Origin of the sequence: Nitrospira sp. (assembly GCA_029194675.1) — a bacterium.
In the GTDB taxonomy this organism is placed as follows: domain Bacteria; phylum Nitrospirota; class Nitrospiria; order Nitrospirales; family Nitrospiraceae; genus Nitrospira_D.
On sequence record JARFXP010000002.1, the window covers coordinates 416,995 to 439,810 of the forward strand.

Sequence of the window (22,816 nt, forward strand, 5' to 3'; positions counted from 1 at the left end):
CTATAAAAGGAAAGTTCGATGAAGAATTGACTTCGATCAGGTGCAAGAGCCAGGATGGACTGATGCGCCAAATCTCAAATCCTCCAAACCCATTTGAGTCGCAGCATCGGGACCTGCTTGAACCGGCCGGCCCAGCCAAACTGACAGTCTATGCGGACGACAGTCGGGAGATTTTGAGCCGTAATGACAGTCCGGATTTACCTTTTCGGTGGAGCGTGAATCCCTATCGAGGCTGCTTTCATGCCTGTGCCTATTGTTACGCGCGTCCTTCGCATGAGTATTGGGGATTCGGCGCCGGAACCGATTTCGAGAGCAAGATCATGGTGAAGAAGGATGCGCCCCAGCTGCTTCAGCGTGCCTTTGACAAGGCATTCTGGTATGGAGAAATGATCGTCTTTTCTGGAAACACGGACTGTTATCAGCCGCTTGAGGCGGAGTACGGATTGACCCGTGCCTGTTTGGAGGTCTGCGCGGATTATCGGAACCCTGTCGGGATCATCACAAAGGGCGCATTGATTCTTCGTGATCTGGACCTGTTGCTTCGGTTGCACCGAGAAGCGTCGGTGCTGGTGTATTTCAGTATTCCCTTCGCCTCGGACGATGTGGCACGCAAGGTTGAGCCGCATGCGCCGTCGATCGCCAAGCGGTTCTCCGCCATGAAGGCTGTTGCCGATGCCGGTATTCCGACCGGTATTTCGGTCGCGCCGATCATTCCCGGTCTCAATGAAGATGATATTCCTGCATTGCTGGATCGCGCCTATTGTGGTGGAGCTCGTACTGCTACATATAGCTTGTTGAGATTATCCGGCAGCCTGGAGCCGGTGTTCTTGGAGCGGATGCAGGAGGCGTTTCCGGAACGGATCGGAAAGATCACCAATCGGCTCCGTGAGGTCAGAGGCGGGACGTTGACCGAGAGCCGATTTTTCAAGCGGCAGGCTGGACAGGGACCTTATTGGAAGCTGATCGAGCAGCTATTCGCTCTTGCCAAACGGAGGGTGGGATTTCCTGAAGATGACCTGAGCACCATCCCTCAAACGTTTCGGCGTCCAGGCGTCGAACAGGTGTCGCTGTTTTGAAGAAAGAGGAGGAGACATGAAGCATAATCCAGGGTTCTTGCAACTTGTCGAACAGGCGAAACGACGTGTCAAGGAGTGTGGCGTGGCTGAGGTGAAGGCTCGTCTCGACCGGAGCGAGCGGTTCCATTTCATCGATATTCGGGAAGATCATGAATTCGTCAAGGACCATGCCCGAGGCGCTCGACATCTTGGGAAGGGGATCATTGAGCGGGATATCGAGTCGGTGGTTCCTGATAAGCAGGACTCGGTCGTGCTCTATTGTGGCGGCGGGTATCGATCGGCGTTGGCGGCTGATGCGTTGCAGCAGATGGGGTATGGGAATGTCCTCTCTATGGATGGAGGGATTCGCGCATGGCGGGAGGCAGGGTACCCGCTGGAATAGCTTGACTACCGTCTCAGGTTACTTGTTCACTCGATCGAACTCCTTAATCACCTGCTCGGTCAGATCAATCGTGTCCTTATTGTAGATCACGATTTTGACGGTCTGCTCGCTGCCTTTATCCACAACGAGTGCGACTCCTCCTTTCTCAGCGACTGTTTGTGTCGCGACGGAGATTTTCTTCATGTACTCGTCCACCAGCTCCTTCTGTTTCTTCTGGAGCTCCATGTTGAATTCCTGCGCGCGCTTCTGGAAGTCCTGGACCTTCGTTCGGAACTGGCCTTCCTTCTCTTTCTTTTCAGCGTCACTCCACTTGGGAGCTTGTTCTTTCAGTTGCTTTTCGTAATTACGAAGGTCATCCTCATCCTTAGCCAGGAGCTTCTGCCTGGTCCCTACGTATTCTTTCAGTCCGTCGAGAGCTCGCTTCCCTGCCTTGGATTTTTCCAAGACCGACTGGGGGTCCACCACCCCCATCTTAAATTCCGCTGCCTGGATGGATGTCGCCACGAGCGGAACAAGCAGAGAGAGTAGCACCGTCAGCAACAAGGTTTGCAAAGCAGGAATACGCATATCGTCTCTTGGGCCTCCTGACCTGAATGAGGGAACCGCGGCAGAATAACCGCGCACCGTGGGTCTGTCAAGCGATGGTATTGTTACCACGAATCAAAACCGATCGGCTCTTCTGCGATCCAGATCTCGACGCCATACTGCCACTTTAGGCGTCGCGCGACTGCTCTCATGGCGTGCTCATCCGCGTGCTTTGGATCGAAGGGGTTCTGGATTTTCTGTATCTTTTCTTTTTTGAATGGAAGGGGGTACCCAAGGTCCTTCATGGCGAGCGCCAAGATGTTCAGCTGAAAAACGCGCGGCGTTTGATTCAGCTCTACCAATGCGACTTCCGCCGAACCATCTGAAGCGCGATGCGTTTGGAACAATTCAATAACCCGGCCTTTCAATTGGGAGCGTTGAAGTTCCGTGAGTTCGGGGAGGGCTAGTTCCACCAAGAGCGCGTTGGTGGCGCCGTTGAACGACGGCATGTCGAGAAGCCTGCTTAGAAATCCCATCAGAATCCTCGCGCAAGATCGTGAAGCTGCGATACGGCGGTTTTCCCCCCCGGCGAAGCGGCTAGGATTGGGAGAGTGTACTGAAACGAGGGGTGATTTTCCAGACTGCAAAAAGAGGGGTGCAAAAAGCGGGAGGATCCTGAGACTCACAGCAGGTTTTATCGATGATGCCGAATTGGTTTTCGGGTGTTCACGCATGCAATCCGCGGAGGCGATCTCAGCAGCCGCGTGAGTCTGCGATGGAGAGGGGAGCTGGATCTGCTAGAGGTCAGGCTGCCTTACTACCCTTTAGGGCTCTCACTAGGGTGAGGTCAAAGTTCAGATGGGAAAGGTTGGAGTGCAGGCTTTCGAATGACTCTGCTTCTTCCCAATAATCGGGATGGTCCTGCAGGTAACCCAACCACTGTCGCTCATCCTCCAAGTAGTAATAGTTGATCACTTTCACGGCGCTATCTCCTCAGCAGATTAAGGAGCACGAAAGAACAGAAGGGAACCGGAATCTTTGGTGAGAATAACCAGCAAGGTCTATACCAAGCGTTAAATCGAAGCTCCGCGTTGATTTTTCAGAAACAGACAGAGGGACGGAAGGTTTACGAGGGAGATCGAGCAAGAGAGCTGTATCTGAAACGATTTAGGACTGAATCAAAAGAGATCCTGCCATTCTCTTCCTGTTTAACTTGACATTCCCCGCGCTTCAGCGAACGGACGCAGGGCACGGCGTGATCGTTCGAATCGAAGGAGCGCCACTTGGCGACGGACCGCATCACGCACGATGTCGCTGCGACTACGTTCGAGCTGCCGGCTGAGCCGATCCAGTTCGCGCTGAATCTTGGTGTGGAGCCGGATCGATATGGTGGAAGCTTTCATATCCGACAATCTCACACTGTGGTATCAGCGCTCTCTCCATGACCTGGCGAATGACATTTCCCTGCCGCAACTCGTTCCATCTCATCGTGACTCTGTCCTCTCCGACCATCCAGCCTTCTTTGCTAGAGCTGAGAGTCTATAGAGAACTCTTCTGTGGTGACAGAAGCGGACATTATCACAGTGGGATTACACTCTCGCCTGCCCGTGTCAACCAAGTGCAGCTCTACCAGCCGCAGTTCGTAGCCACTGCAAACATGAATTCCGACGGCGTGGGGGGGCTGATCAATAAAGCCGGTGACTAAATGTGTGAGGTTCTGCACGAGCCTCACTGTGCGAACAAGCTTGTTTTGTCCTTGAACAGGAGAACCGAGACGTTTCGTCATGCTTTTGTTTTGGCGCGAGGCTTGCACGTTTTAGTGGGTAAATTGAAGCGGTGATGGAGTTCACCAAGAACCGTCCTCTCAGCCGAGGGGAATGATAACTCCTACCTGACATCATCTGGTAGGAGTTTTTTTATGGGCCCCCTCGGTATAGCCCCTTACGCCTCTTCCTTTCCCCTTTCATTCGTACATTCCCTGGAGAAACGCATCCTCGTTCTGAAGTCTCACACCATCACGTCCTTTTGGTCTGCATCAATGCGGTGGGTGTCGTTTTCCCCTGTAGGTCATTCCAAATCTCTTTCCAAGCAAGGAGGTTCTTATGAAAGCGCTAGCCAGAATCGTTTGTACGGTCGGCTGTGGCTTTGTGCTGGCTGTTGGCCTGTCAGATCAGATCACGTGGGCTGGAGACGAGACAACAGTCTCCCATTCTGCTGAACGAGTCGGCGGACAAGCCGGGCTCCCATACGATCACGTCAAATACGAGTTCGCGTCTGTTCAACCTGAAGAACGAATCGGGGGGCAAGCTGGAGAGAGCTATGGTCTCATCCAACTAGAGTAGCGTGCCTCGCTGTCATGAGCCCTGTAGCCCTGAGTGATGGCGTCGGGGACGCCATATTTGCGCAGACAAGATGAGGAGTCTGGGAGTCCGCTTCTGTGCCGATGCGGGGCCATAGACGCAACCGGAGCTGGTGGTGACATGGCAGGCATAAAACCACAGTCGATGCACCAACGGAACTGCGTTTGACCATTCCAGAACATGGAAGAGGAGAACCGGCCTGTGTCGAACCGTCGAAACGAGAAGCGGCTCAAAATAAATCTGGAGGAGCGCGATGTTATCTGGTGTGGGGCGTGATCGCGTTGGCTTTGTCAGCCTAGCGCTCCTGGCTCTTTTGTTCATGCAGGGGTATTCGAGCGAAGCTGTAGGTGCTGAGACCTCGGATGTAGATCAACCGGCTAGTAGCCCGGAAGTTTCGGAGGCGAATGCCACAGAGGAGGCAGGGCAGCAATCTACGAGCCAAGGGTCATCTACTGCGGGACGGATTGCTGGACGAGGATACCAACTCTTTCGGTACAAAGGCATCGTCATTTCGCCCGGTGGTTTTTTCGACGGAACCGTTATCTTCCGTTCTACCAATGAGAATGCAGACGTTCAAAGTACGTATGGAAACATCGCGCTCCAAGGGTCAGCCAACAGCCAGCTTTCGGAATTTCGAGGAACGGCTCGTGGCTCCCGTTTGAACCTCTTAGTCGAAGGGGAATATCGGAAAATTGCTATCGCCGGCTATGTCGAAATCGACTTTCTCGGCGGCGCGACCTACGCGAACGAGTTGGAGACGAATAGCTGGGGTCCGAGGCTGCGGCAAGTGTGGGGTAATGTCGATCTTCCTAATGGCCTCTCCCTGTTGTTCGGCCAAAGCTGGTCTCTTCTCACCACCTTTCGCGACGGAATCAAACCGAGACACGAGTTCATTCCTCTTAACACCGACCTCCAAACAGTGGTGGGGAACAATTGGGCGCGACAATGGGGATTGCGTGTCACAAAAGCCTTCGGTCCCAATCTCATCATGGCTGTTTCGATCGAAAATCCAGAAACCAATGTGAACGGAGTCGTCCAGCCGACCGGCGTACAGGGTTTCAATACCTCCCCCAATGCCCAAAATCCCTCTAATTTTTTCACCACCAGTGCCACGCCGGGAGCCAATGGTATTTCGACTGATCTTGCACCGGACATCGTAGGGAAGCTGGTATGGGAGCCCAGATATGGGCATTGGGAAATGAAAGGTCTTGTCAGATTTTTTCGGGACCGATTAGGCGGTGAGAACCATGTCGCTGTCGGTGGCGGGGTAGGACTGGCTGCCGTGCTTCCCGTGACACCAAAGCTCAGTCTGATTGCTGAAGGTCTGGTAGGACAAGGAATTGGTCGCTATGCCTCCACGATTGGGGCCGATGTCGTCGCCAGCCCGTCAGGGAAGGTTGTGCCGATTCCGGCGGTACATTTTCTGACAGGGCTAGAATGGCATCCAGGAGATGATTGGGATGTCTATGCGTACTACGGGATAGAGTATTATGCGAGGACAGCCTATGCCGGCACATCGATCGGATACGGTTCTCCCTTGGCTGACCTCAGTGGTTGTGGAGTCGAAGATCCGGGAACTCAGCCTTGCCACGCTGGCAATCAGACCGTCAGCCAGGTTCAACCTGGGTTCTGGTATCGGATGATCAACTCAGATCTTGGGATCGTCGCGCTCGGACTCTCCTATGCCTACACGCATCGCACTGTGTGGTCGGGATTACACGGGATACAGCCGTGGGGGGAACAACATACGATCATGACAACGATTCGCTATTATCTCCCGTGAAAAGTACCCTCCAGAGGTCTCGATTGTTGCAAGAACACTTTTCATTACCCTACGGATCAGGTGGAGCCCGAAAGTGATGATGGTCTCAGCCTGGGCGTGGGAAACAACGCAGCATTCGGATCGTTGTCTATACTGAGGTGTCCTACAGAAAAGCCGGCAGTCATTTCCCTTCCTTGACCTTCCTTTCCGACGGCACCTATAATCCCGCTACAAGTTTGCTGCAACATACTGATTCAACGAACAAAATGTCTGAATTCACGCACTTCAACGAAGCTGGTCGTGCTCGGATGGTCGATATCAGTACCAAGGATTCAACCGAACGGCTTGCCACTGCTCAAGCCAAGGTTTTCCTACTTTCCGAAACCCTTGAAAAGATTCAACGAGGCAAGATCGCCAAGGGGGATGTGTTGGCGGTTGCTCAGGTCGCCGGTGTGATGGGTGCGAAGAAAACGCCGGATCTGATTCCCATGTGCCATCCGATTCTGCTCACCAGTGTCGATATCTCCTTCAAAGAGGAGTCGCAGCCAGACAGAGAGGGGCGCTGTTCCATCACCATTACAGCAACCGCCAAGACAACAGGACCGACGGGAGTCGAAATGGAAGCCATGACGGCCGTCTCGGTTGCGGCCCTGACCATTTACGATATGTGTAAGGCGGTGGATCGCGGGATGAGTTTCAGCGATGTCTCCCTGCTTTCCAAATCGGGTGGAAAATCAGGGACATATTCAAGAAAAGATTAAGATTTAGGTTAAAGCTGAGGGACGATGATCACGGTGCGATTGTTCGGTATGACAAAAATGCTGGCGGGGAATCAGAGTTCCCTGTCGCTGAATGTGACCAACGGGCGACCGGTTCAAGAGCTGATAGAGCTCATCATGACTCACTATCCCGCGATCGGCGAACTGATTCAAAAGAAGAAGGTGCTCGTGTCGGTGAATCAGGAAATCGCGCATGAAGCGACGGTCATTAGGGATAACGACGAGATTGCGTTGCTCCCGCCGTTTGCCGGAGGCACAGGACTGGAACAAATCAACGACGGTCAATTCGTCCGTGTGCAGCGGGAGAATTTTTCCATCGATCGGGAACTCGATCTGGTGCGCAGCCGATCGAAGCGAATCGGCGGAATTGCGACGTTTTTGGGCATTGCGCGTGATCGGTCACGCGGGCGGGATGTCGATGGCATTACGTTCGAGCATTACGAAGGAATGGCGCAGAAGAAGCTGCATGAAATTCGGGAACGAGCGCTGAAAGAGTTCGATATCCTAGAGCTGCTCATCATTCATCGATACGGAGAAATCGCGATTGGCGAAAACATCGTCCTGATCATCGCCGGGGCCGAGCATCGTGCAGATGCGTTCCTGGCCTGCAAGTGGGCGATCGACGAGTTGAAGCAAATCACGCCGATCTGGAAGCTGGAACATACGCCGGAAGGGGAGGTCTGGGTGGAGGAACATCCCTAGAGGATGGTGAAAATGGCGCCCAGCTGCGTTCTCGCATCGCTCAGAGGCTCGACGTACCAAACAATGTACGACTCGCCTCCTTACTCGCTGCGGCCTTGGTCGGAGAAAGTCGCGTCTTGGCGCGAGGGGGTGGGCGGGTGAGATGAAGGCCATTTTGACCATCCTCATGAGAGACAGATGAAAGAAGATTCTTCTCATAGTGATCTTGTGGAAGGCGTAACCGATACGTTTGGTCGTCCACTTGGTAGTCTGCGACTGTCCGTCACCGATCGCTGCAATCTTCGCTGTCGGTATTGCATGCCGGAGCCTGAGTACGTCTGGCTGCCGCGCGAGGATATCCTCAGCTTCGAGGAAATGGTGACGCTCGCGGGATACTTCGCTGATCTGGGAGTCGACAAGGTCAGATTGACCGGTGGTGAGCCTTTGCTGCGGCGGGATCTTGCGCGGCTGGTGCGGTTACTCCGACAGGATCGGCGGATTACTGAAGTGGCCTTGACCACGAACGGCATACTCTTTACCGAGCATGCACAAGCACTCTACGAGGCGGGGCTTGATCGGGTGACGGTCAGTCTCGATACGCTCCGACCCGAGCGGTTCCGGCAACTGACCGGACGGGATGAATTTTCACGAGTTCTGGAAGGTATCGAATCGGTCGGGAAAACGGGCTTTACCAACTTCAAACTTGATACGGTCGCCATTCGTGGGTTCAATGAAGATGAACTGGGGGCGTTGATCGAATTTGCGAAACACTGTCAGGCCGAGGTTCGCTTCATCGAATATATGGATGTCGGAGGGGCGAACGAATGGAGCCTGGATAAGGTTCTGTCGCAAGGCATGATCCTGGATTTCTTAAGTCGGCGGTATGGTCGGATCACGCCGCTTCCGGGACGAGGAGCCGCCCCAGCACAGCGATTTCTCTTGCCGGATGGCGCGATCTTTGGGATTATTCCTTCGACGACGACGCCGTTTTGTTCGCATTGTGATCGCAGCCGTCTCACGGCCGATGGCTTGTGGTATCTGTGCTTGTACGCGGGATCGGGAGTTGACCTTCGCAAGCCCCTTCGCATGAATGAGCAGCCAGAGCACATGCGGGAAATCATTCGATCGGGATGGGCTGCTCGCCGCGATCGCGGAGCGGAGGAGCGTAAGGCGCTGGAACGAGTGGGGCTTCGGGACGGAGGGTTGATCGAGATCGATCGCCTCCGGGAAGATCCACACTTAGAGATGCATGCCCGCGGAGGATGAGATTCTCTTGGACGGATCTGCTACAATATGTGCCCGCCTTCAATAGTTCTGTTTCCGCCGACTATTCAAACGAAGGTCGTCCATGGGTGTGATTTCCTAGAACATGCTGCCTGATCCCCAATTTGTGTCGCTGCTAGGCGTCGGGTTCCTGCTGGGGCTGCAGCATGCTTTGGATAGCGATCATCTGGCCGCTGTCTCGACGGTGCTTGCGGAGCGGCCCTCACTTCTGGCATCTGGGGCAGTGGGGCTCTGTTGGGGCATTGGGCACACTTTCACGCTATTGCTGGTCGGGTCGGTTGTGCTTGCGTGGAGGATTCGCATTCCCCAGGAATTCGAATTCTTGGCTGAGTCCGGTGTGGCAATTCTTCTGATTGTCCTGGGCACTTCCTTAGCGCTGAAACTCTACCGCGCACGATGGCATGTGCACAGCCATCGCCACGACGGTGAACGACATTCCCACCTGCACAGCCACCAGTGGCAGGAGAATCACCGGCATCGGCATTGGATGGTTCAGTCAATCCGCCCTCTCTGCATCGGTATGGCTCATGGACTGGCTGGATCGGCGGCGTTGATGTTGACGATTCTTGCCACCACGAAGGAGATGGGGGCCGGACTTCTGTCTATCCTCGTCTTCGGAGTCGGCTCGATTATCGGCATGATGGTGATCGGGCTGACGATCAGTGTGCCGGTCATTTGTTCACGTTCGATGAGTCAGCGCCTTTTTATGGCGGTACAGGGTGTGGCAAGCGTTGCCAGTGTCTCGATGGGCATGTGGATGTTGTTCAAGTTGGCGCTGTCGGCGGCGGGGGAATGAAACCATCTCTCTGTGGATATCGCATGCATTCTCGGAGCTCGGCACTGCTTATAAGAATGGAGTGCAAGACCCGATAGGAGAGCGCAATGGCCTGGTTCAAGAAAGAGAAGCCCACAGAATCTAGTCCGCCACCACGTTCGAAAGGCAGCGAGGGGATGTGGCTCAAGTGCAACCATTGCCGGGAGATCGTCTATCGGAAGGAAGTCGACCGGAACAGCAAAGTGTGCCCGAAGTGCGAGTATCACTTTCCGATCTCGGTCACCGAGCGAATCGGGTTACTGATCGACCTCGGGACCTTCAAAGAATGGGATGCTGAACTCGAACCCCAAGATCCATTGACCTTCCAAGACACCAAGTCCTATCGAGATCGCGTGAAGGCTCACCAAGAAAAGACGGGCCGGAAAGATGCCCTGGTCATCGGCGAAGGCCTGGTCAATGGCCGCTGTGTGGTGCTCTGTGTCTTCGATTTCAGCTTTATGGGCGGAAGTATGGGATCCGTGGTCGGCGAAAAGCTCTGCCGCGCGATTGATCGTGCGTTGGAACTGAAGCTGCCGGTCATCCTGGTCACCGCTTCCGGAGGCGCCCGGATGCAGGAAGGTATTCTTTCCTTGATGCAAATGGCCAAGACCTCGACTGCGGTTGCGAAGTTAGGCGAGGCCAAACTACCGTTCATCTCGATCCTCTCCGATCCCACGTTCGGCGGCGTCACAGCCAGCGTGGCAATGTTGGGGGATGTCATCATTGCCGAGCCGAAAGCGCTGATCGGGTTTGCCGGACCTCGTGTCATCGAACAAACCATCAAGCAACAGTTGCCGGATCAGTTCCAACGGGCCGAATTTCTTCTCGAACACGGCATGATCGATATGATCGTCGAGCGTAAGCGTCTCAAGGAGACGATCGGCACCCTCGTGAATCATTTTTAGCTTTCTGTGTCCTCCCGACTTGTTGATGAGCTACTCCTCCGTCATTGAGTACCTCTACGCGCTTCAGAAGCACGGTATCAAGCTGGGTCTGGAGCCGATGCGGATTCTGTTAGACAGGGTCGGCAATCCCCATCGCTCACTTCGCATGCTTCACATCGGAGGAACCAACGGCAAGGGTTCGACGGCGGCGATGGTTGCGTCGGTTCTTCAGCATTCAGGCCGACGCGTCGGGCTGTATACGTCTCCCCACCTCGTCGACTTCCGGGAGCGGATTCGTGTCAACGGGTGCATGATCACGGAGAATCAAGTCGAAGGGGTGATCGCGCGTTTACGAGTCGCGCTACAAGATGACCTGGAACCGACCTTTTTTGAGATGACGACGGCGTTGGCGTTCCTGTATTTCGCGGATTCAGAAGTCGACGTCGCCGTATTGGAAGTCGGGTTGGGCGGACGGTTCGACGCAACCAACGTCGTGGAGCAACCGCTGGCCACTGCGATCACGACGATCGGCTTGGACCATCAGGAGTATCTGGGGCAAACGGAGGAGGCGATCGCGTTTGAAAAGGGGGGAATCATCAAGCCGTTTGTGCCGGTGGTGATCGGGCGGATGGGGCAGGAAGCTGAACAGGTCCTACGCCGGATTGCGCGGGATCGATCGGCCCCTCTGTGGCAGCTTGGCCGGGACTTTGCTATTGACGGATATCGTCCCGAGCGACTCACATATCGGGGAGTGACTCGCGTCTGTGAGGATCTGATTTGCGGCCTGGAAGGGCGTCACCAGCGGGATAATGCCGCTTGTGCGTTGGCACTCCTTGAAGCGGTGGGTCGAGCAGGAATCGACGCAGATGACATCGCCGTGCGTGCCGGCCTGCGTACGGTCTCATGGGAAGGTCGTTTGGAGCTGATCGACGAGGATCCAAAGGTCGTGCTCGACGGCGCCCACAATCCTGCCGCCGCGCATGCGCTCGCGGAGTATCTCAAGGACTTTTCCATTAGTCACCCCACATCTCGGATCATCCTCGTATGGGGCATGATGCGGGATAAAGATCGACAGGGATTTATCGCTCCACTGTTACCCTTTGTGTCGGAAATCGTGCTGACGCAGGCGACTCTCGCGCGGTCTGCAACGGTCCAAGAGCTCCGTGCAACGCTGCACGAATGGCAGGGGCCGGTGCTCGAGGCCGTTCTTCCCATGGACGCGATGACCGTCGCCAGAAGCCGAGCTATGCCTCACGATCTCATCTGTATTGCCGGATCGTTGATGCTCCTAGGGGATATCAAAGCGGCCGTGCGTGGCTGTGGGCTGTCACCGATTCGTGGTTAGCATGGCGGGTCCTCTCGTGTGGGGCCGCTGGCGGCTCTTCTTTGCCGTTGCCGCTCTCGTGTTCGTTCCGTTTCCTGGATCAGCGGCGGACAACCGAGTTGGTGCCGGAACGTCCTCCGCCGGATCCGCTCCTCTCGATATCACGGCAGATCGTATCGACTACCGACAAGATCAAGACGTGTACGAAGCAAACGGATCGGTCGTGATTCAGCAGGGAGCGATCAAGCTGACGGCGGACCACGCCACCATTCAAGCCTTGCCGGGGATTCTCACTGCCGTCGGCCATGTCCATTTAACAGACCCGCAGGCTGACGTGACGGCTGAGCGGATGGATCTCAATATCAATACTGAGGCCGGTGTCGTGACGCATGGCCGGCTCTACGTTCCGACGACCAACTCATCAATATCCGGCGGCCTCCTACAGAGATTTTCCGAATATCATTACCGAGTTAAAGATGGCAGTTTTACGAATTGTGATGCGCAAGATGGAGAAGTGCCGGCATGGCGCTTTCGGTTTAAAGATCTGGATATGACCCTCGGGGACACGTTGGGATTGAAGGGCACCTGGTTCTGCGTCTTAGACGTGCCCACGATTCCACTGCCCATCTTCTCCTATCCTATGAACAGACGACGAACCGGATTTTTGATGCCGATCCCGAGCTATGACAATCGGTTCGGATTCCACGTGAAACAGAGTTTTTTTTGGGCGATCAATCCCAGTCATGACCTGACGGTGACGCCATCGTTTTACAGTAACCTAGGGTATGGGTCCGATTTTCTGTATCGGTATGCCTTGGACCGGCGATCTCGCGGGCAATGGTTTGTGAGCTATCTACAGCAGATGCAACTTCCCAACGTCTCCGGCGTCACCGATACCGAGCCTGCCAAGGAGGGGCGGGCAGTGCTGACCGGAACCCATACGCAATACATCACCGATACCCTCTTGCTCCGAGCCAACGCGAATTTGCTTTCAGACCCACAGATTTTGAATCAGTTGAGCAATTCCGGAGCGCTCCGAGCGCTACCGAATTCCGAATCAAACTTCTTGGCGAGCCAGCGCTTGCGCTACGGCAATCTCTATCTCCTGGGGCTTTATCTACAGCCGTTACAACTGGGAGGAGCAGACACATTCCAACGTCTTCCGGAGGCCGGCTATAACCTACCCTATGTCTCACTGTTCAACTCACCTGTCCTCTTTGGCATGGACGGGCAACAGGTCTATTGGTTCCGCCAGGAAGGATTTACGCTCAATCGGATCAATGTGGTTCCGGGTATTTCGACCGAGGTGTTTCATCTCGGGCGGATGGTTGGAATCCGCCCCCAGGCGAAGTTTCGTGAGGTGTTCTATACCAGAGGCATACAAAATGATGAGGCACAAAATCGAGAAACGTTTTGGCTAGGATTGGATGCGACCTCGAAGTTGGCACGCCGGTTCCCACTTGCTGATGGAAACAGTCTTCTGCATACGATCGAACCGACGGTGACCTACGAGTATGTTCCGGTGACCAACCAGTCCAATTTGCCTCAAATCGACGCAGTCGATAACCTGCCGGGGAAGAATCTGCTGACCTACATGCTGCGCAGCCGTCTATTGGAATCCGGCAAGCGCAATGCCTTCAACTGGCTCGATCTGATGGTGGCCCAGAGCTACCATGTCGGTGATGTGCAGACGTCGGCGGCTGATTACGCCATCCCTCCCTCCATAGGAACGACGACCCAGCCGCTCCAACCGGCGACCGTGCCTATTCAAGGGAAAAAGTTTTCTGATATCTGGATGCGGGCCGTCATCGGCAACAACCTCCCGTCGCAATTCGGACTCTCCCAAATGGGTGCGCCGATATTCGGACCCGCCTCCCAGGCCTGGGCGTTGCGTCCGCCGATCAATCGGTATCTGACGATCGATGCGTTCGTCGATCCCTACGAACTAGGATTCAGTCAATTCAACACCGACCTTCGCTTCCAAGAAGGAACCAATTGGTATGTCGAGGTGGGTCAGCGTTACGCACGAGACGGCAGTCGAGTACAGAGAGGGGATATTTGGAATGCCGTTTCGTTCAATCAAGTGTTTGCTCCAGCCAATGGAATCCTGTTTGCCACGATGGGCGGCGCGTTCCGCACCCCTTGGGGATGGACCTTCGGGGCAAAGGCCTATTATGACCTCGAAAACGGACAATTTCCTGAACTGGATACGGTTGCGCTCTATCAGAATCCATGCAAGTGTTGGTCTGTGGGGTTCTATTTCTTGAAATTCCCCGACCGTGAGCAGTACAGCTTCATGTTGAGCCTCACCGGAATCGGCTGGACTGAGGACTCCGGGACGCGAGTGATACGGACTCTCTTGAGCCCGCTTCTGTGGGGTGAGCGTGGTCTTCCTTGGGCGGCACCGGGAGGTCCCTATGGCCTGCCTCCGCAGCCCGCCGAAGCGGGCGACACATTGCCCGGAGCTCAAACCGGCCGATGACTGTATTTGACAGTAAAAACAATGGTGGGGTACGATGCCGAAGTTAGCGCGTATTCATGATCTCAACCTTGAAGGAGGGCGCAGACGTGGCTGGTGATGCCTTGAAAGTCGAAGATTCCACCTGGGATGCCGAAGTCATGAAGGCTTCTGAACTCGTCATGGTCGATTTTTGGGCCGTGTGGTGCGGTCCCTGCCAAATGGTGGCTCCCATCGTTGACGAATTGGCCCAGGAATATGCCGGAAAGCTCAAAGTTCGAAAACTGAACACTGATGAGAACCCCGAGGTCGCGGGTCGTTACCAGGTGATGAGTATCCCTACCATTCTTTTCTTCAAAAGTGGCCAGCCGGTTGAAAAGCTGGTGGGCGCCAGACCAAAACGCCAATTTAAAGAAATGATCGATTCGCTGCTCGCTCAACATGCAGGGACCGCCTAAGAAGTCTCCTCGCAGCCATGCTCACTGAGCTGCGCATCACAAATTTTGCTGTGATCGAACGACTGAGTCTGAGCATTGACTCAGGGTTTACCGTGTTGACCGGAGAGACGGGGACCGGGAAGTCTTTGTTGATCGATGCAGTGGCCCTTCTTGTCGGCGGGCGGGCCTCAAGCGACCAGATTCGATTCTCCGAGGACGAAGCCCAACTTGAAGCGTCGTTCGAGATTCCGCTCACGCACCCCCTCCTTCAACGGCTGCGGGCCAGAGAGATCCTTGGACCGCAGGATTCTCAGCTCATCATTCGACGCATCATTGCTCGTTCAGGAAGAAACCGGGTTTACCTGAATGGAGTCTTAAGCCCGGTCCACGTGTTGGAAGAGTTCGCAGGGACGCTCATCGATATCCATGGCCAGCACGACCAGCAATCGCTCTTGTCCAATTCCGCTCAGCTCGATGTTTTGGATGCCTACGGCCGTCTCCTGGAGCTGCGGTCTCAATATCGAACGGCCTATTGTGACTGGATACGTTTCCGTGAAGAACGTGCTGAGCTGGCGGCTAGGCTGCAGCAGCGTGCCCAGCAGGAGGACCTGTTGCGTTTTCAACAGCAGGAATTGGATGAGGCTGCCTGCCGAATCGGAGAGGAAGAGTTGCTGCGAGCCGAACGCCATCGGTTGGGGTCGTCGCAACGTCTGGCCGCGTTGGTAACGGAAGCCCAGGAGCGAATTCACGATGATACGCACGGTATCATGACGAATCTGATGTTGCTGGAGCGTGTATTGGGAGAACTCTTTCAGATTGATCCCGAGATGCAGGAGAACCTTCGATTTGCATCCGAGGCCAAGATGCTCCTGAAAGAAGTCGCCGATTCCCTTCGTAGTTATGCCGAGGGCTTGGACGCTGATCCGATGCGACTCGGTGCGATCGACGATCGTTTGGCTGTCATTCAGAGGATGAAAAAGAAGTACGGAGAGACGATAGAAGCCGTCCTGGAGACGCATAATCGAGTGAAACAAGACCTGGAGCAACTGCGGGGATCGGACAGCGAGCTGGATCGGTATGATCGTCTCATTGAGGAGCAACAACAGCACGTCTTGGTGATGGCCCGAGAGCTCTCAGGCAAGCGAGCGGAAGCGGCTAAGCGGTTGACGAAATTAGTGGACAAAGAGCTCAACGCGCTGAAGATGGGATCGGTGCGGTTTCTTGTTCAAGTCATGCCGAGTGGGTCTGTCGATGTCTACGGCCCTGATGGAAGCGATCGTGTCGAGTTTCTGCTGTCGGCCAATGCCGGTGAGCCTTTGAAGTCGATGTCTCGTGTGGCATCCGGCGGCGAACTATCGCGTGTTATGTTGGCGTTGAAATCCGTCCTTGCTGATATCGATCATGTGCCGGTCCTGATTTTCGATGAGATCGATACAGGGGTCGGAGGGGCTGTCGCGGCTACGATCGGGAAACGGCTGAGGGAGTTGGGCCGATACCATCAAGTGTTGTGCATCACGCATCTTCCTCAGGTCGCCTCTCAAGCCCAGCATCATTTCTCGGTTGAAAAGTCGGAAGTGAAGGGGCGGACGGTCACGACGGTGCGTTCGTTGACCGGTATGAATCGCGAGGGAGAAATTGCGCGCATGCTTGGTGGAGAGCGAGTCACTCAAAAGGCACGATCTGCGGCAGCAGAGTTGATCGCCGGAACGCATGAATAGATCAAGCGGCGGGGGCGATGTCCATGGTGGGAGGCGAGAGGGGCGAGTCCTTCACGACTTGTAGGAAGAGATCCAATAACAGCGGATCGAAATGTCCATGGGATTGAAGGGAGAGCTGGCGGGTCGCGATATCCAGTGGGAGAGAGACGCGCCCAGGTGCGTCGGCGGTCAGATGATCGAACGTCTGAGCGATGCCGACAATGCGGGCCAATAACGGAATATCCGTGCCTCGGAGTCCACGAGGGTAGCCTTGTCCATCCCATTGCTCGTGATGGGATGCGATGATTTGCCCCACCTCAATAGGTAAACCCAATGGGGCAATCATCCGTGCGCCTCTGTCGGGGTGTTCCCTACAGAGGGATGCTTCGCCGGACGGAAGGATCTGGTCTTCTGAAAACCTATACGATGGGATGCTGGTTTTCCCTATGTCATGCAAAAAGGCCCCCAGGGCCAATGATTTTTGCTCGGAGGCGGTAAGATTGAGTCGGCTGGCCATCAACGTGGCATGGAAACTCACTCGGCTGGAATGATTGAGTAATTGACGGTCTGTGGCTTCCAGAATATCGGACAAAAGTGGAAGTAGGTTCATGTCGTCTTGCTGTAAAGCGGCATCGCCTTGTGCGTCGGACAGCGCAGCATATCCAGTCTTGACCTTGTCCCATGCTCGTGCGCTCTCTTCCTCTGAGCCCCAAAGATCCGTTAGTGTCTGAAGACAACGGCGAAGAAAGTCGAGTCGGCGTTTCTTGTCCATCGTCTGCCGAATGAGGGTAGTCAGTTCATTCACGTTGAAAGGTTTAAGCAAATAGCCGGCGGCTCCGTGGCGGATACCTTCCATGGCGGACTTCAGGCTCCCGTATCCCGTGACGATAATGACCTCTACGTCGGGGCGATGGTGCTTTATGTCTTTGAGAAGATCGAGTCCATGACGATCCGGGAGTTTTTGGTCAAGCGTGATCACATCAATGGGTTCCTGGTCGAGGACTTCAAGAGCTGTCTTGGCGTTTTCTGCTGAACGAACATTGCAGAAGGTGCGAAGTATCACGTTAAGGGCATCGCGGGGCCCCGCTTCATCATCAATTACGAGGACTGTCGGTTGTGTCCCTGCCTGACAAGAAGCCGTGACCATGCTCGTTGTTTACTCCAAACCACGTGCGTAGCAAGCAATTCTCATTCCTTTTCATGAGGTTAGGGAGTTTTTCAATATAAAGGGGTGGGTGGTGGGATGGGCAGCTATACGTAGCTTACAATAATAATAGGATACCTATTATTGTATGATGAGGAGGGTAATGTGTGCAGAAGTGTGACATTCTTGTGCATAAGTGTGTCATTCTTGCATGGGCGGAGCGTGCTCTTGGATGGCGGAATTGTCTGGACGACCGATGCCGAGGGTGTCCATTCGGTATTTCAGCATCCGGCGGCTGATTCCCAGTAAGTTCGCGGCGTGGGTTTGTACGTGATTGGTTCGTTTTAGCGCATCAAGGATAATCTCCCGTTCAAACTCCATCACGGCTTTTTCAAGCGACATGCGACCGGCGAGAGTATCGTCTCGAAGCGACGTTGAACGGGAGTCGTTCTTGATCAGCGTCGGCAAATGCTCGGGAGTGATTTGCGCAGCATGTTGAGACCAGATGAATGCCTGCTCGACGAAGTTTTCGAGTTCACGAACATTGCCCGGCCAAGCATAACGAGTCAGAAGCTCCAGAGCGTCTTTTCCGAAATCGATCTGAGGACGTCGTTCCGCTTCCAGCCGTTTCTCGAGGAAATGTTTGGCCAGGAGGGGAATATCCTCGCCACGTTCCCGGAGCGGAGGGAGAAAGAGCGCAATGACGTTGATGCGGTAGTACAGGTCTTCGCGAAACTGCCCCTTTCGAACGAGTTCGTCGATATTCTTGTTCGTCGCCGCCACAATGCGGACATCGACCTTGATCGGCTGAACCCCCCCGATCCTCGTAAATTCTCGCTCTTGGATGACACGCAGGAGCTTAGCTTGTGTGACGGGACTTAAGTCGCCGATTTCGTCCAGGAACAGCGTTCCGGTGTTCGCCAACTCGAACTGTCCGACGCGTCGAGCTGTGGCATCCGTGAACGACCCCTTTTCGTGGCCAAAGAGTTCGCTTTCAATGAGCGTTTCAGGCAAAGCAGCGCAGTTCAGTGCAATGAAGGGGCGTTCGCGCCGGGAACTGTTGTAGTGCAAGGCTCTCGCCACCAATTCCTTTCCCGTGCCGCTTTCTCCCGTTATGAGCACGGTGGTACGGCTGTCGGCGACCTGCTCGATTTTTGAGTAGATCTCCTGCATGCCCTGGCTTTTGCCGATCAGATTATGGAAGGCATAGCGCTGGACGACTTGAGCCCGCAGTTGCTTGACCTCTCGCTCCAATTCTGAGGAGTTCAGGACTCGATCGATGACGATACGGAGTTCATCGACGTCGAACGGTTTTGAGAGATAGTCAGCGGCTCCAAGCTTCATGGCGTCGACGGCTGTTTTGACGGATTTGGTGCCTGTGAGCATAATGACCGGGGTTATCTTGCTCTCCATGCGGAGTGTTTGAAGCACTGCGAGACCGTCGGTTCCGGGGAGAAGAACGTCAAGGAGGATGAGGTCGGGCTCATCCTTCCGAAACACATCGAGCCCCTCATCTCCGTCACCAGCTTGGAGAATGTCATAGATTGGTTCGAGGACCATCTTCAGAGAGGCACGGACCCGGGGATCGTCATCGATCAACAGAATTCGTTGCTTAGCAACCGAGCTTTCCACAAGCGCTCCTTGCGTTCTACCCCTGATGGGAGGGAAGTTTGATGCGGAAGGTCGTTCCGATCCCTTCCGCGCTCTGAACTTGAATCTCTCCTCGATGCTCCCGAATGATCTGATGAGCGATGGTCAGTCCCAACCCCGTTCCTTCGTTTATGACGCTCGTGTGTTTGGTGGTAAAAAACGGGTCGAAGATGTGGTCAAGGTGTTCTGGTGAGATGCCGTGCCCCGTATCTTCGATCTCTATCTGAGACCACACTGCACCGTCCGCTTTCTGGAGCCTAGTGGTCCGTACACGGAGGGTTCCGGTTTTTTCGCTCATGGCATCCATCGCATTCAAGAGCAGGTTCAACAGCACCTGCTTGACTTGTTGCCGATCTAACATGCCACGGGGCAGCTCAGGCGCCAAATCTTTTTCAATCTTAATCCCGCGGCTGTCGGCTTTCACCTGGATGAAGTACAGGCACGACGAGACGATTTCATTCAGATCCTCATCGGTCAACTGAGGTTCCATGTATCGAGCGTAGTCGAGAATCTCCTGAATCAACCGTTCAATTCGATTGACATCATCGAGCACAATTCGACTGAATTCACCAATGAATTGACTGTCATCCTTGCGTTCCGGAGCCAGCTGAATGAAGGTCTTGATCGACGTCAAGGGATTTCTGATCTCATGAGCGAAACCTCCGGCAATGGTCTCCAAAGAACGCAATCGATCAGTTCGTCGCATGAGCGCCTGGGACTTCCCGAGGTCCTCATACAGCAGGAAAGAGTCGAGCGCGTTGGCGGCATTCTGAGCCATAGCAGCCAGGAGTTCCATGGTATGGGAAGGAAGGACAGTGGGACCTGTCCGGGATTGAAGCAATACGAAGGCGATCAACCTTCCTCGATTCAGCAGCGGGATGGCCAGATTGATGGGAAGAGTGGCGAGTTGGGCACCCGTCGCATTGTCCAGCGATGCCCTGTATAGGGAATCGGTCAAGGCGGACGAGTCGAGGATGTCTTGATGGTTAGCCAGTTGCTGAACTAGGGGATGATTGAGGGCAACGATGGGAGATCCTACTATCGAAGGGATCTGGGCTTGTGGAACCACCTGGCAGAAACATTCGCGGTCGCGGTCAAACACATATACCACACCTTGAGAGTGCCGGGATGCTTCAGAGAGGCCGGAAAGAATGCGCTCTGCGATGACCGAGAGACTGATCGGGTGCCCCATGTCCCGCGCGAACTGCGTGAGCCGTTGCAGCGACGCTGTAATTGATTGATAAGAGCCCGATTGCGGAGCCGTGCGATCCGTCATGAGTGTGGTGTGTGAGGTCTTATGCGGGTGTCGTTCGTCGTGGTGAAAACATGGCTACGTATCATCACTAGGTGGAAAGTATACACCCGAGGGGCTGTTTCATCCAGTGGATTTGGTCTTCCGTACAATGATGAGTAGAAGTTGGTTGTCGAGGAGGGAAAAACTGGATCGGCCCTCAGGAATCACGGCCGTCAAACCATGGGGCTCCACGGAGACGGCTGAGATAGTGAAGAAGAATTTTGGACGGTAGGAAAACTGCGGGATGCTCGCAGGCCTGTCGGATGGTTCCTGCCGACAAGCCTGCGAGAGGAGATCAGTACGCGGCGGCAGTCTTGCCTTGTTCCGAGCAAGCCCCTGGAGTCATGTAGAGCAAGTAATTGCCCATGCCATGTTGGAGTTCAGTTCTCTGCAGAGAATGGTGGTAGACCATTACCATCTCATAGTCATCCTCTTTGGAGATGGGGAAACCCTGGACGTCTTTATAGACTTGATGGGGTAAGAATTCGCGGAGCGTTCCGTCCCGCTCAACATCCGGTACAGTCCGGAGGAGGGTCTCTCCCTTGGTCTTATTCTCCAATGCAATCAGGAGCAATTCATCGTGGCCGTGCGGATACGCGTATTTGACGCAGCCATCCATACTAAACTTCAATGGTGCCGTACGGACTTGGACACCCGCCCCGAGTTCGATCCCTTCGTCTGTCTGATCCGCCGGACGGTCGCCGAACTTGGTGAAGCAAACGATGTTGACGCCGACCTGATAGACCTCCATCTCCTTGACCGGTTTGATCTTGGGCGCAAAATACATCGTGAACGTTGTAATGACGTCCTTGGTGGGCGGGGCACCGTGATAGAAGGCGACGACCGTCATCAATTTGTCGGTTGCCGACAGCTTCACGCCGTATCCATCCGGGAATTGAGTCTCGGACATTTCGAGTCCGGCTCCACCGAAGAAGAGCGGCTCACCGGGACAGGACACGCTGGGTTTGGTGTTGTTGATCATCAAAATATGGTGCAGGTAATTTTTCGGTAATTCCTTCCCATCGACCGTGGTAATGGCCGACTTGAAGCCGACCAAATATTTATCTTCCGGCAACTGGAAGTGGAACCGAGGCATGGAATCGCCCATATCGCCTTCGCCATGGCCGGTCGGAAGATCGATGGGGCCGAAGGTCAGAATCGCGGTGTTCTCTCCATAGGTGATCTTTGAGCCCACGTGCTTTTTCAATGTGGGAATCGCATGGTGATCGTGGCCCCCATCGGCATAGGCGGATGAGGCCAGGAGAAACACGGAGAGCGGAAGAATAAGGAATCTGCGCATAGGACCTCCCAGAGGAAGTAAAGCGGTGATTGGAACCGGGCTCCGACTTGGTGGCATGGTTGAACACGTGAACGGATTCATTGGGCGTCGGCGGGGATCGGCGTGAGCCGATTCCATTGGTAGGTACCGCCATGTTCGCGCGGCGGAATGTTTTTATGCGTGCCCACGCGGGTATACCACCATACGCCCTTCGCCTGACTGCCGTCTTCAGAGAGGAGGACTTCAAAACCTCCTTCACGATCGTTGCCGGGTTGTTGCCAGGTGCCTTGCCACAGACGATCGGCAATCTTCGTGGTGACGAAGCGGCCGCCATGTTGGGTGTACGGCCCATTGCCGTTCTTGTCCAGCGTGGCCTTGTATCGTTTTTCGTCCTCGACCTCGAGAATCTCCCATTCTCCGCTCACGTCAAGGACCGCTGCGGCAGCATCATTGCTGACAAGCTTTTGCGATCCTGCTGCCATCGATGGTGAGGCGAGGGAACCTCCTAATTGAGCGGATCGAAAGGACTCGTGCCACGACAACAGTTGCCAACGGCCGGCACGACGTTCGAGGACACCGGTTTCCCTTAACGGAAGCACGGTCCGTTTCACCTTGGACCCTTCACCGACGTAGCGGGTATAGTCGAGCTCCATCGTAAACCAGGCCAGGTCGCCTTTCGTCCAGACCTTGAGTTCATTGATCGGAATCTCAATCTTCGTTGCGTTGATGAATTCCTCCCGCATTTCCCGTTCGAACTCCGGCCAGCCCACGTATTTGCGACCACCGACCGAGTAACTGACGATGTCGGCATCGTGAGCCATGAGCCGAGACAGAGTCGGGAGGTCTTTTTCCGCATTGGCCCTGACCATTTGACGAATAGCCGTTTCTGGGTCTGGAAGGTCACCGCCGCTCGCCACCGGAGTAAAGCCGATAACAAGGAACAGACTCCCACACACACACCATCCCCCTCGGGGCATAAAGAGCTC

At 54.8% G+C, this 22,816-nt stretch carries 22 protein-coding genes and 1 riboswitch; of the genes, 13 read left to right on the forward strand and 9 right to left on the reverse strand.

The window, feature by feature from the left end:
- Positions 1-62 precede the first annotated feature (62 nt).
- Positions 63-1,076, forward strand: a complete 1,014-nt coding sequence (locus P0120_10855) for a PA0069 family radical SAM protein (protein ID MDF0674818.1) — start codon at positions 63-65, stop codon at positions 1,074-1,076.
- Between the two features lie 16 nt (positions 1,077-1,092).
- Positions 1,093-1,458 carry a rhodanese-like domain-containing protein gene (locus tag P0120_10860; GenBank protein ID MDF0674819.1) on the forward strand — a complete coding sequence of 122 codons (366 nt, stop codon included), beginning with the start codon at positions 1,093-1,095 and terminating at the stop codon, positions 1,456-1,458.
- A gap of 18 nt (positions 1,459-1,476) precedes the next feature.
- Here P0120_10860 and P0120_10865 read toward each other — a convergent pair whose 3' ends face one another.
- The 4 genes from P0120_10865 to P0120_10880 all read right to left on the reverse strand — a co-directional run bounded on the left by P0120_10865 (position 1,477) and on the right by P0120_10880 (position 3,386).
- Positions 1,477-2,025, reverse strand: coding sequence for an OmpH family outer membrane protein (locus tag P0120_10865; GenBank protein MDF0674820.1), 549 nt, complete (start codon positions 2,023-2,025; stop codon positions 1,477-1,479).
- An 83-nt stretch (positions 2,026-2,108) separates the two neighbouring features.
- The gene (locus P0120_10870) at positions 2,109-2,519 is read right to left on the reverse strand and encodes a hypothetical protein (GenBank protein MDF0674821.1); all 411 of its coding nucleotides are present in this window, start codon (positions 2,517-2,519) and stop codon (positions 2,109-2,111) included.
- A gap of 268 nt (positions 2,520-2,787) precedes the next feature.
- Entirely contained in the window at positions 2,788-2,964 is a 177-nt protein-coding gene (locus tag P0120_10875; protein ID MDF0674822.1) for a hypothetical protein, read from the reverse strand.
- 227 nt (positions 2,965-3,191) lie between these two features.
- A complete protein-coding gene (locus tag P0120_10880; GenBank protein ID MDF0674823.1) occupies positions 3,192-3,386 on the reverse strand; it encodes a ribbon-helix-helix protein, CopG family in 195 nt (64 codons plus the stop codon).
- 423 nt (positions 3,387-3,809) lie between these two features.
- A riboswitch (Fluoride riboswitch) is annotated at positions 3,810-3,880 on the forward strand.
- A 205-nt stretch (positions 3,881-4,085) separates the two neighbouring features.
- Between P0120_10880 and P0120_10885 the strand changes: the two genes are divergently transcribed.
- From P0120_10885 to recN, 11 genes are all read left to right on the forward strand, one after another.
- Positions 4,086-4,325: a hypothetical protein gene (locus P0120_10885; protein ID MDF0674824.1), complete on the forward strand. Its 240-nt coding sequence runs from the start codon at positions 4,086-4,088 to the stop codon at positions 4,323-4,325.
- A gap of 271 nt (positions 4,326-4,596) precedes the next feature.
- Positions 4,597-6,126, forward strand: coding sequence for a hypothetical protein (locus P0120_10890; GenBank protein MDF0674825.1), 1,530 nt, complete (start codon positions 4,597-4,599; stop codon positions 6,124-6,126).
- Positions 6,127-6,371: 245 nt separating this feature from the next.
- A complete protein-coding gene (gene moaC / locus P0120_10895; protein MDF0674826.1) occupies positions 6,372-6,866 on the forward strand; it encodes a cyclic pyranopterin monophosphate synthase MoaC in 495 nt (164 codons plus the stop codon).
- A gap of 24 nt (positions 6,867-6,890) precedes the next feature.
- A complete protein-coding gene (locus P0120_10900) occupies positions 6,891-7,586 on the forward strand; it encodes a molybdenum cofactor biosynthesis protein MoaE (GenBank protein ID MDF0674827.1) in 696 nt (231 codons plus the stop codon).
- Between the two features lie 177 nt (positions 7,587-7,763).
- On the forward strand, positions 7,764-8,831 hold the full coding sequence (gene moaA / locus P0120_10905) for a GTP 3',8-cyclase MoaA (protein MDF0674828.1): 1,068 nt from the start codon (positions 7,764-7,766) through the stop codon (positions 8,829-8,831).
- Positions 8,832-8,934: 103 nt separating this feature from the next.
- Positions 8,935-9,645 carry a hypothetical protein gene (locus P0120_10910; GenBank protein ID MDF0674829.1) on the forward strand — a complete coding sequence of 237 codons (711 nt, stop codon included), beginning with the start codon at positions 8,935-8,937 and terminating at the stop codon, positions 9,643-9,645.
- Between the two features lie 86 nt (positions 9,646-9,731).
- A complete protein-coding gene (gene accD / locus P0120_10915) occupies positions 9,732-10,568 on the forward strand; it encodes an acetyl-CoA carboxylase, carboxyltransferase subunit beta (GenBank protein MDF0674830.1) in 837 nt (278 codons plus the stop codon).
- Positions 10,569-10,593: 25 nt separating this feature from the next.
- On the forward strand, positions 10,594-11,892 hold the full coding sequence (locus P0120_10920; protein MDF0674831.1) for a bifunctional folylpolyglutamate synthase/dihydrofolate synthase: 1,299 nt from the start codon (positions 10,594-10,596) through the stop codon (positions 11,890-11,892).
- 1 nt (position 11,893) lies between these two features.
- Positions 11,894-14,353, forward strand: coding sequence for an LPS assembly protein LptD (lptD, locus tag P0120_10925; GenBank protein MDF0674832.1), 2,460 nt, complete (start codon positions 11,894-11,896; stop codon positions 14,351-14,353).
- An 86-nt stretch (positions 14,354-14,439) separates the two neighbouring features.
- Positions 14,440-14,787, forward strand: coding sequence for a thioredoxin (gene trxA, locus P0120_10930; protein ID MDF0674833.1), 348 nt, complete (start codon positions 14,440-14,442; stop codon positions 14,785-14,787).
- 17 nt (positions 14,788-14,804) lie between these two features.
- Positions 14,805-16,484, forward strand: coding sequence for a DNA repair protein RecN (recN, locus tag P0120_10935; GenBank protein MDF0674834.1), 1,680 nt, complete (start codon positions 14,805-14,807; stop codon positions 16,482-16,484).
- 1 nt (position 16,485) lies between these two features.
- Here recN and P0120_10940 read toward each other — a convergent pair whose 3' ends face one another.
- The 5 genes from P0120_10940 to P0120_10960 form a co-directional block, all read right to left on the reverse strand.
- Complete coding sequence (locus P0120_10940; GenBank protein MDF0674835.1) at positions 16,486-17,610, reverse strand: response regulator; 1,125 nt, start codon at positions 17,608-17,610, stop codon at positions 16,486-16,488.
- 198 nt (positions 17,611-17,808) lie between these two features.
- On the reverse strand, positions 17,809-19,239 hold the full coding sequence (locus P0120_10945) for a sigma-54 dependent transcriptional regulator (protein ID MDF0674836.1): 1,431 nt from the start codon (positions 19,237-19,239) through the stop codon (positions 17,809-17,811).
- Between the two features lie 16 nt (positions 19,240-19,255).
- A complete protein-coding gene (locus P0120_10950) occupies positions 19,256-20,533 on the reverse strand; it encodes an ATP-binding protein (GenBank protein MDF0674837.1) in 1,278 nt (425 codons plus the stop codon).
- Positions 20,534-20,846: 313 nt separating this feature from the next.
- Entirely contained in the window at positions 20,847-21,851 is a 1,005-nt protein-coding gene (locus tag P0120_10955) for a hypothetical protein (protein ID MDF0674838.1), read from the reverse strand.
- A 77-nt stretch (positions 21,852-21,928) separates the two neighbouring features.
- The gene (locus P0120_10960) at positions 21,929-22,807 is read right to left on the reverse strand and encodes a nuclear transport factor 2 family protein (GenBank protein ID MDF0674839.1); all 879 of its coding nucleotides are present in this window, start codon (positions 22,805-22,807) and stop codon (positions 21,929-21,931) included.
- Between the last annotated feature and the right edge of the window lie 9 nt (positions 22,808-22,816).

Excerpts from the sequence above, each read along its gene's own strand:
- P0120_10960 (MDF0674839.1), bottom strand. The coding sequence starts at position 22,807 with ATGCCCCGAGGGGGATGGTGTGTGTGTGGGAGTCTGTTCCTTGTTATC.
- accD (MDF0674830.1), top strand. The coding sequence starts at position 9,732 with ATGGCCTGGTTCAAGAAAGAGAAGCCCACAGAATCTAGTCCGCCACCA.
- lptD (MDF0674832.1), top strand. The coding sequence starts at position 11,894 with ATGGCGGGTCCTCTCGTGTGGGGCCGCTGGCGGCTCTTCTTTGCCGTT.
- moaC (MDF0674826.1), top strand. The coding sequence starts at position 6,372 with ATGTCTGAATTCACGCACTTCAACGAAGCTGGTCGTGCTCGGATGGTC.
- P0120_10900 (MDF0674827.1), top strand. The coding sequence starts at position 6,891 with ATGATCACGGTGCGATTGTTCGGTATGACAAAAATGCTGGCGGGGAAT.
- P0120_10885 (MDF0674824.1), top strand. The coding sequence starts at position 4,086 with ATGAAAGCGCTAGCCAGAATCGTTTGTACGGTCGGCTGTGGCTTTGTG.
- P0120_10920 (MDF0674831.1), top strand. The coding sequence starts at position 10,594 with ATGAGCTACTCCTCCGTCATTGAGTACCTCTACGCGCTTCAGAAGCAC.
- P0120_10855 (MDF0674818.1), top strand. The coding sequence starts at position 63 with ATGCGCCAAATCTCAAATCCTCCAAACCCATTTGAGTCGCAGCATCGG.
- P0120_10880 (MDF0674823.1), bottom strand. The coding sequence starts at position 3,386 with ATGAAAGCTTCCACCATATCGATCCGGCTCCACACCAAGATTCAGCGC.
- moaA (MDF0674828.1), top strand. The coding sequence starts at position 7,764 with ATGAAAGAAGATTCTTCTCATAGTGATCTTGTGGAAGGCGTAACCGAT.
- P0120_10955 (MDF0674838.1), bottom strand. The coding sequence starts at position 21,851 with ATGCGCAGATTCCTTATTCTTCCGCTCTCCGTGTTTCTCCTGGCCTCA.
- P0120_10950 (MDF0674837.1), bottom strand. The coding sequence starts at position 20,533 with ATGACGGATCGCACGGCTCCGCAATCGGGCTCTTATCAATCAATTACA.
- P0120_10870 (MDF0674821.1), bottom strand. The coding sequence starts at position 2,519 with ATGGGATTTCTAAGCAGGCTTCTCGACATGCCGTCGTTCAACGGCGCC.
- P0120_10940 (MDF0674835.1), bottom strand. The coding sequence starts at position 17,610 with ATGGTCACGGCTTCTTGTCAGGCAGGGACACAACCGACAGTCCTCGTA.
- P0120_10860 (MDF0674819.1), top strand. The coding sequence starts at position 1,093 with ATGAAGCATAATCCAGGGTTCTTGCAACTTGTCGAACAGGCGAAACGA.
- P0120_10890 (MDF0674825.1), top strand. The coding sequence starts at position 4,597 with ATGTTATCTGGTGTGGGGCGTGATCGCGTTGGCTTTGTCAGCCTAGCG.
- P0120_10910 (MDF0674829.1), top strand. The coding sequence starts at position 8,935 with ATGCTGCCTGATCCCCAATTTGTGTCGCTGCTAGGCGTCGGGTTCCTG.
- P0120_10865 (MDF0674820.1), bottom strand. The coding sequence starts at position 2,025 with ATGCGTATTCCTGCTTTGCAAACCTTGTTGCTGACGGTGCTACTCTCT.
- recN (MDF0674834.1), top strand. The coding sequence starts at position 14,805 with ATGCTCACTGAGCTGCGCATCACAAATTTTGCTGTGATCGAACGACTG.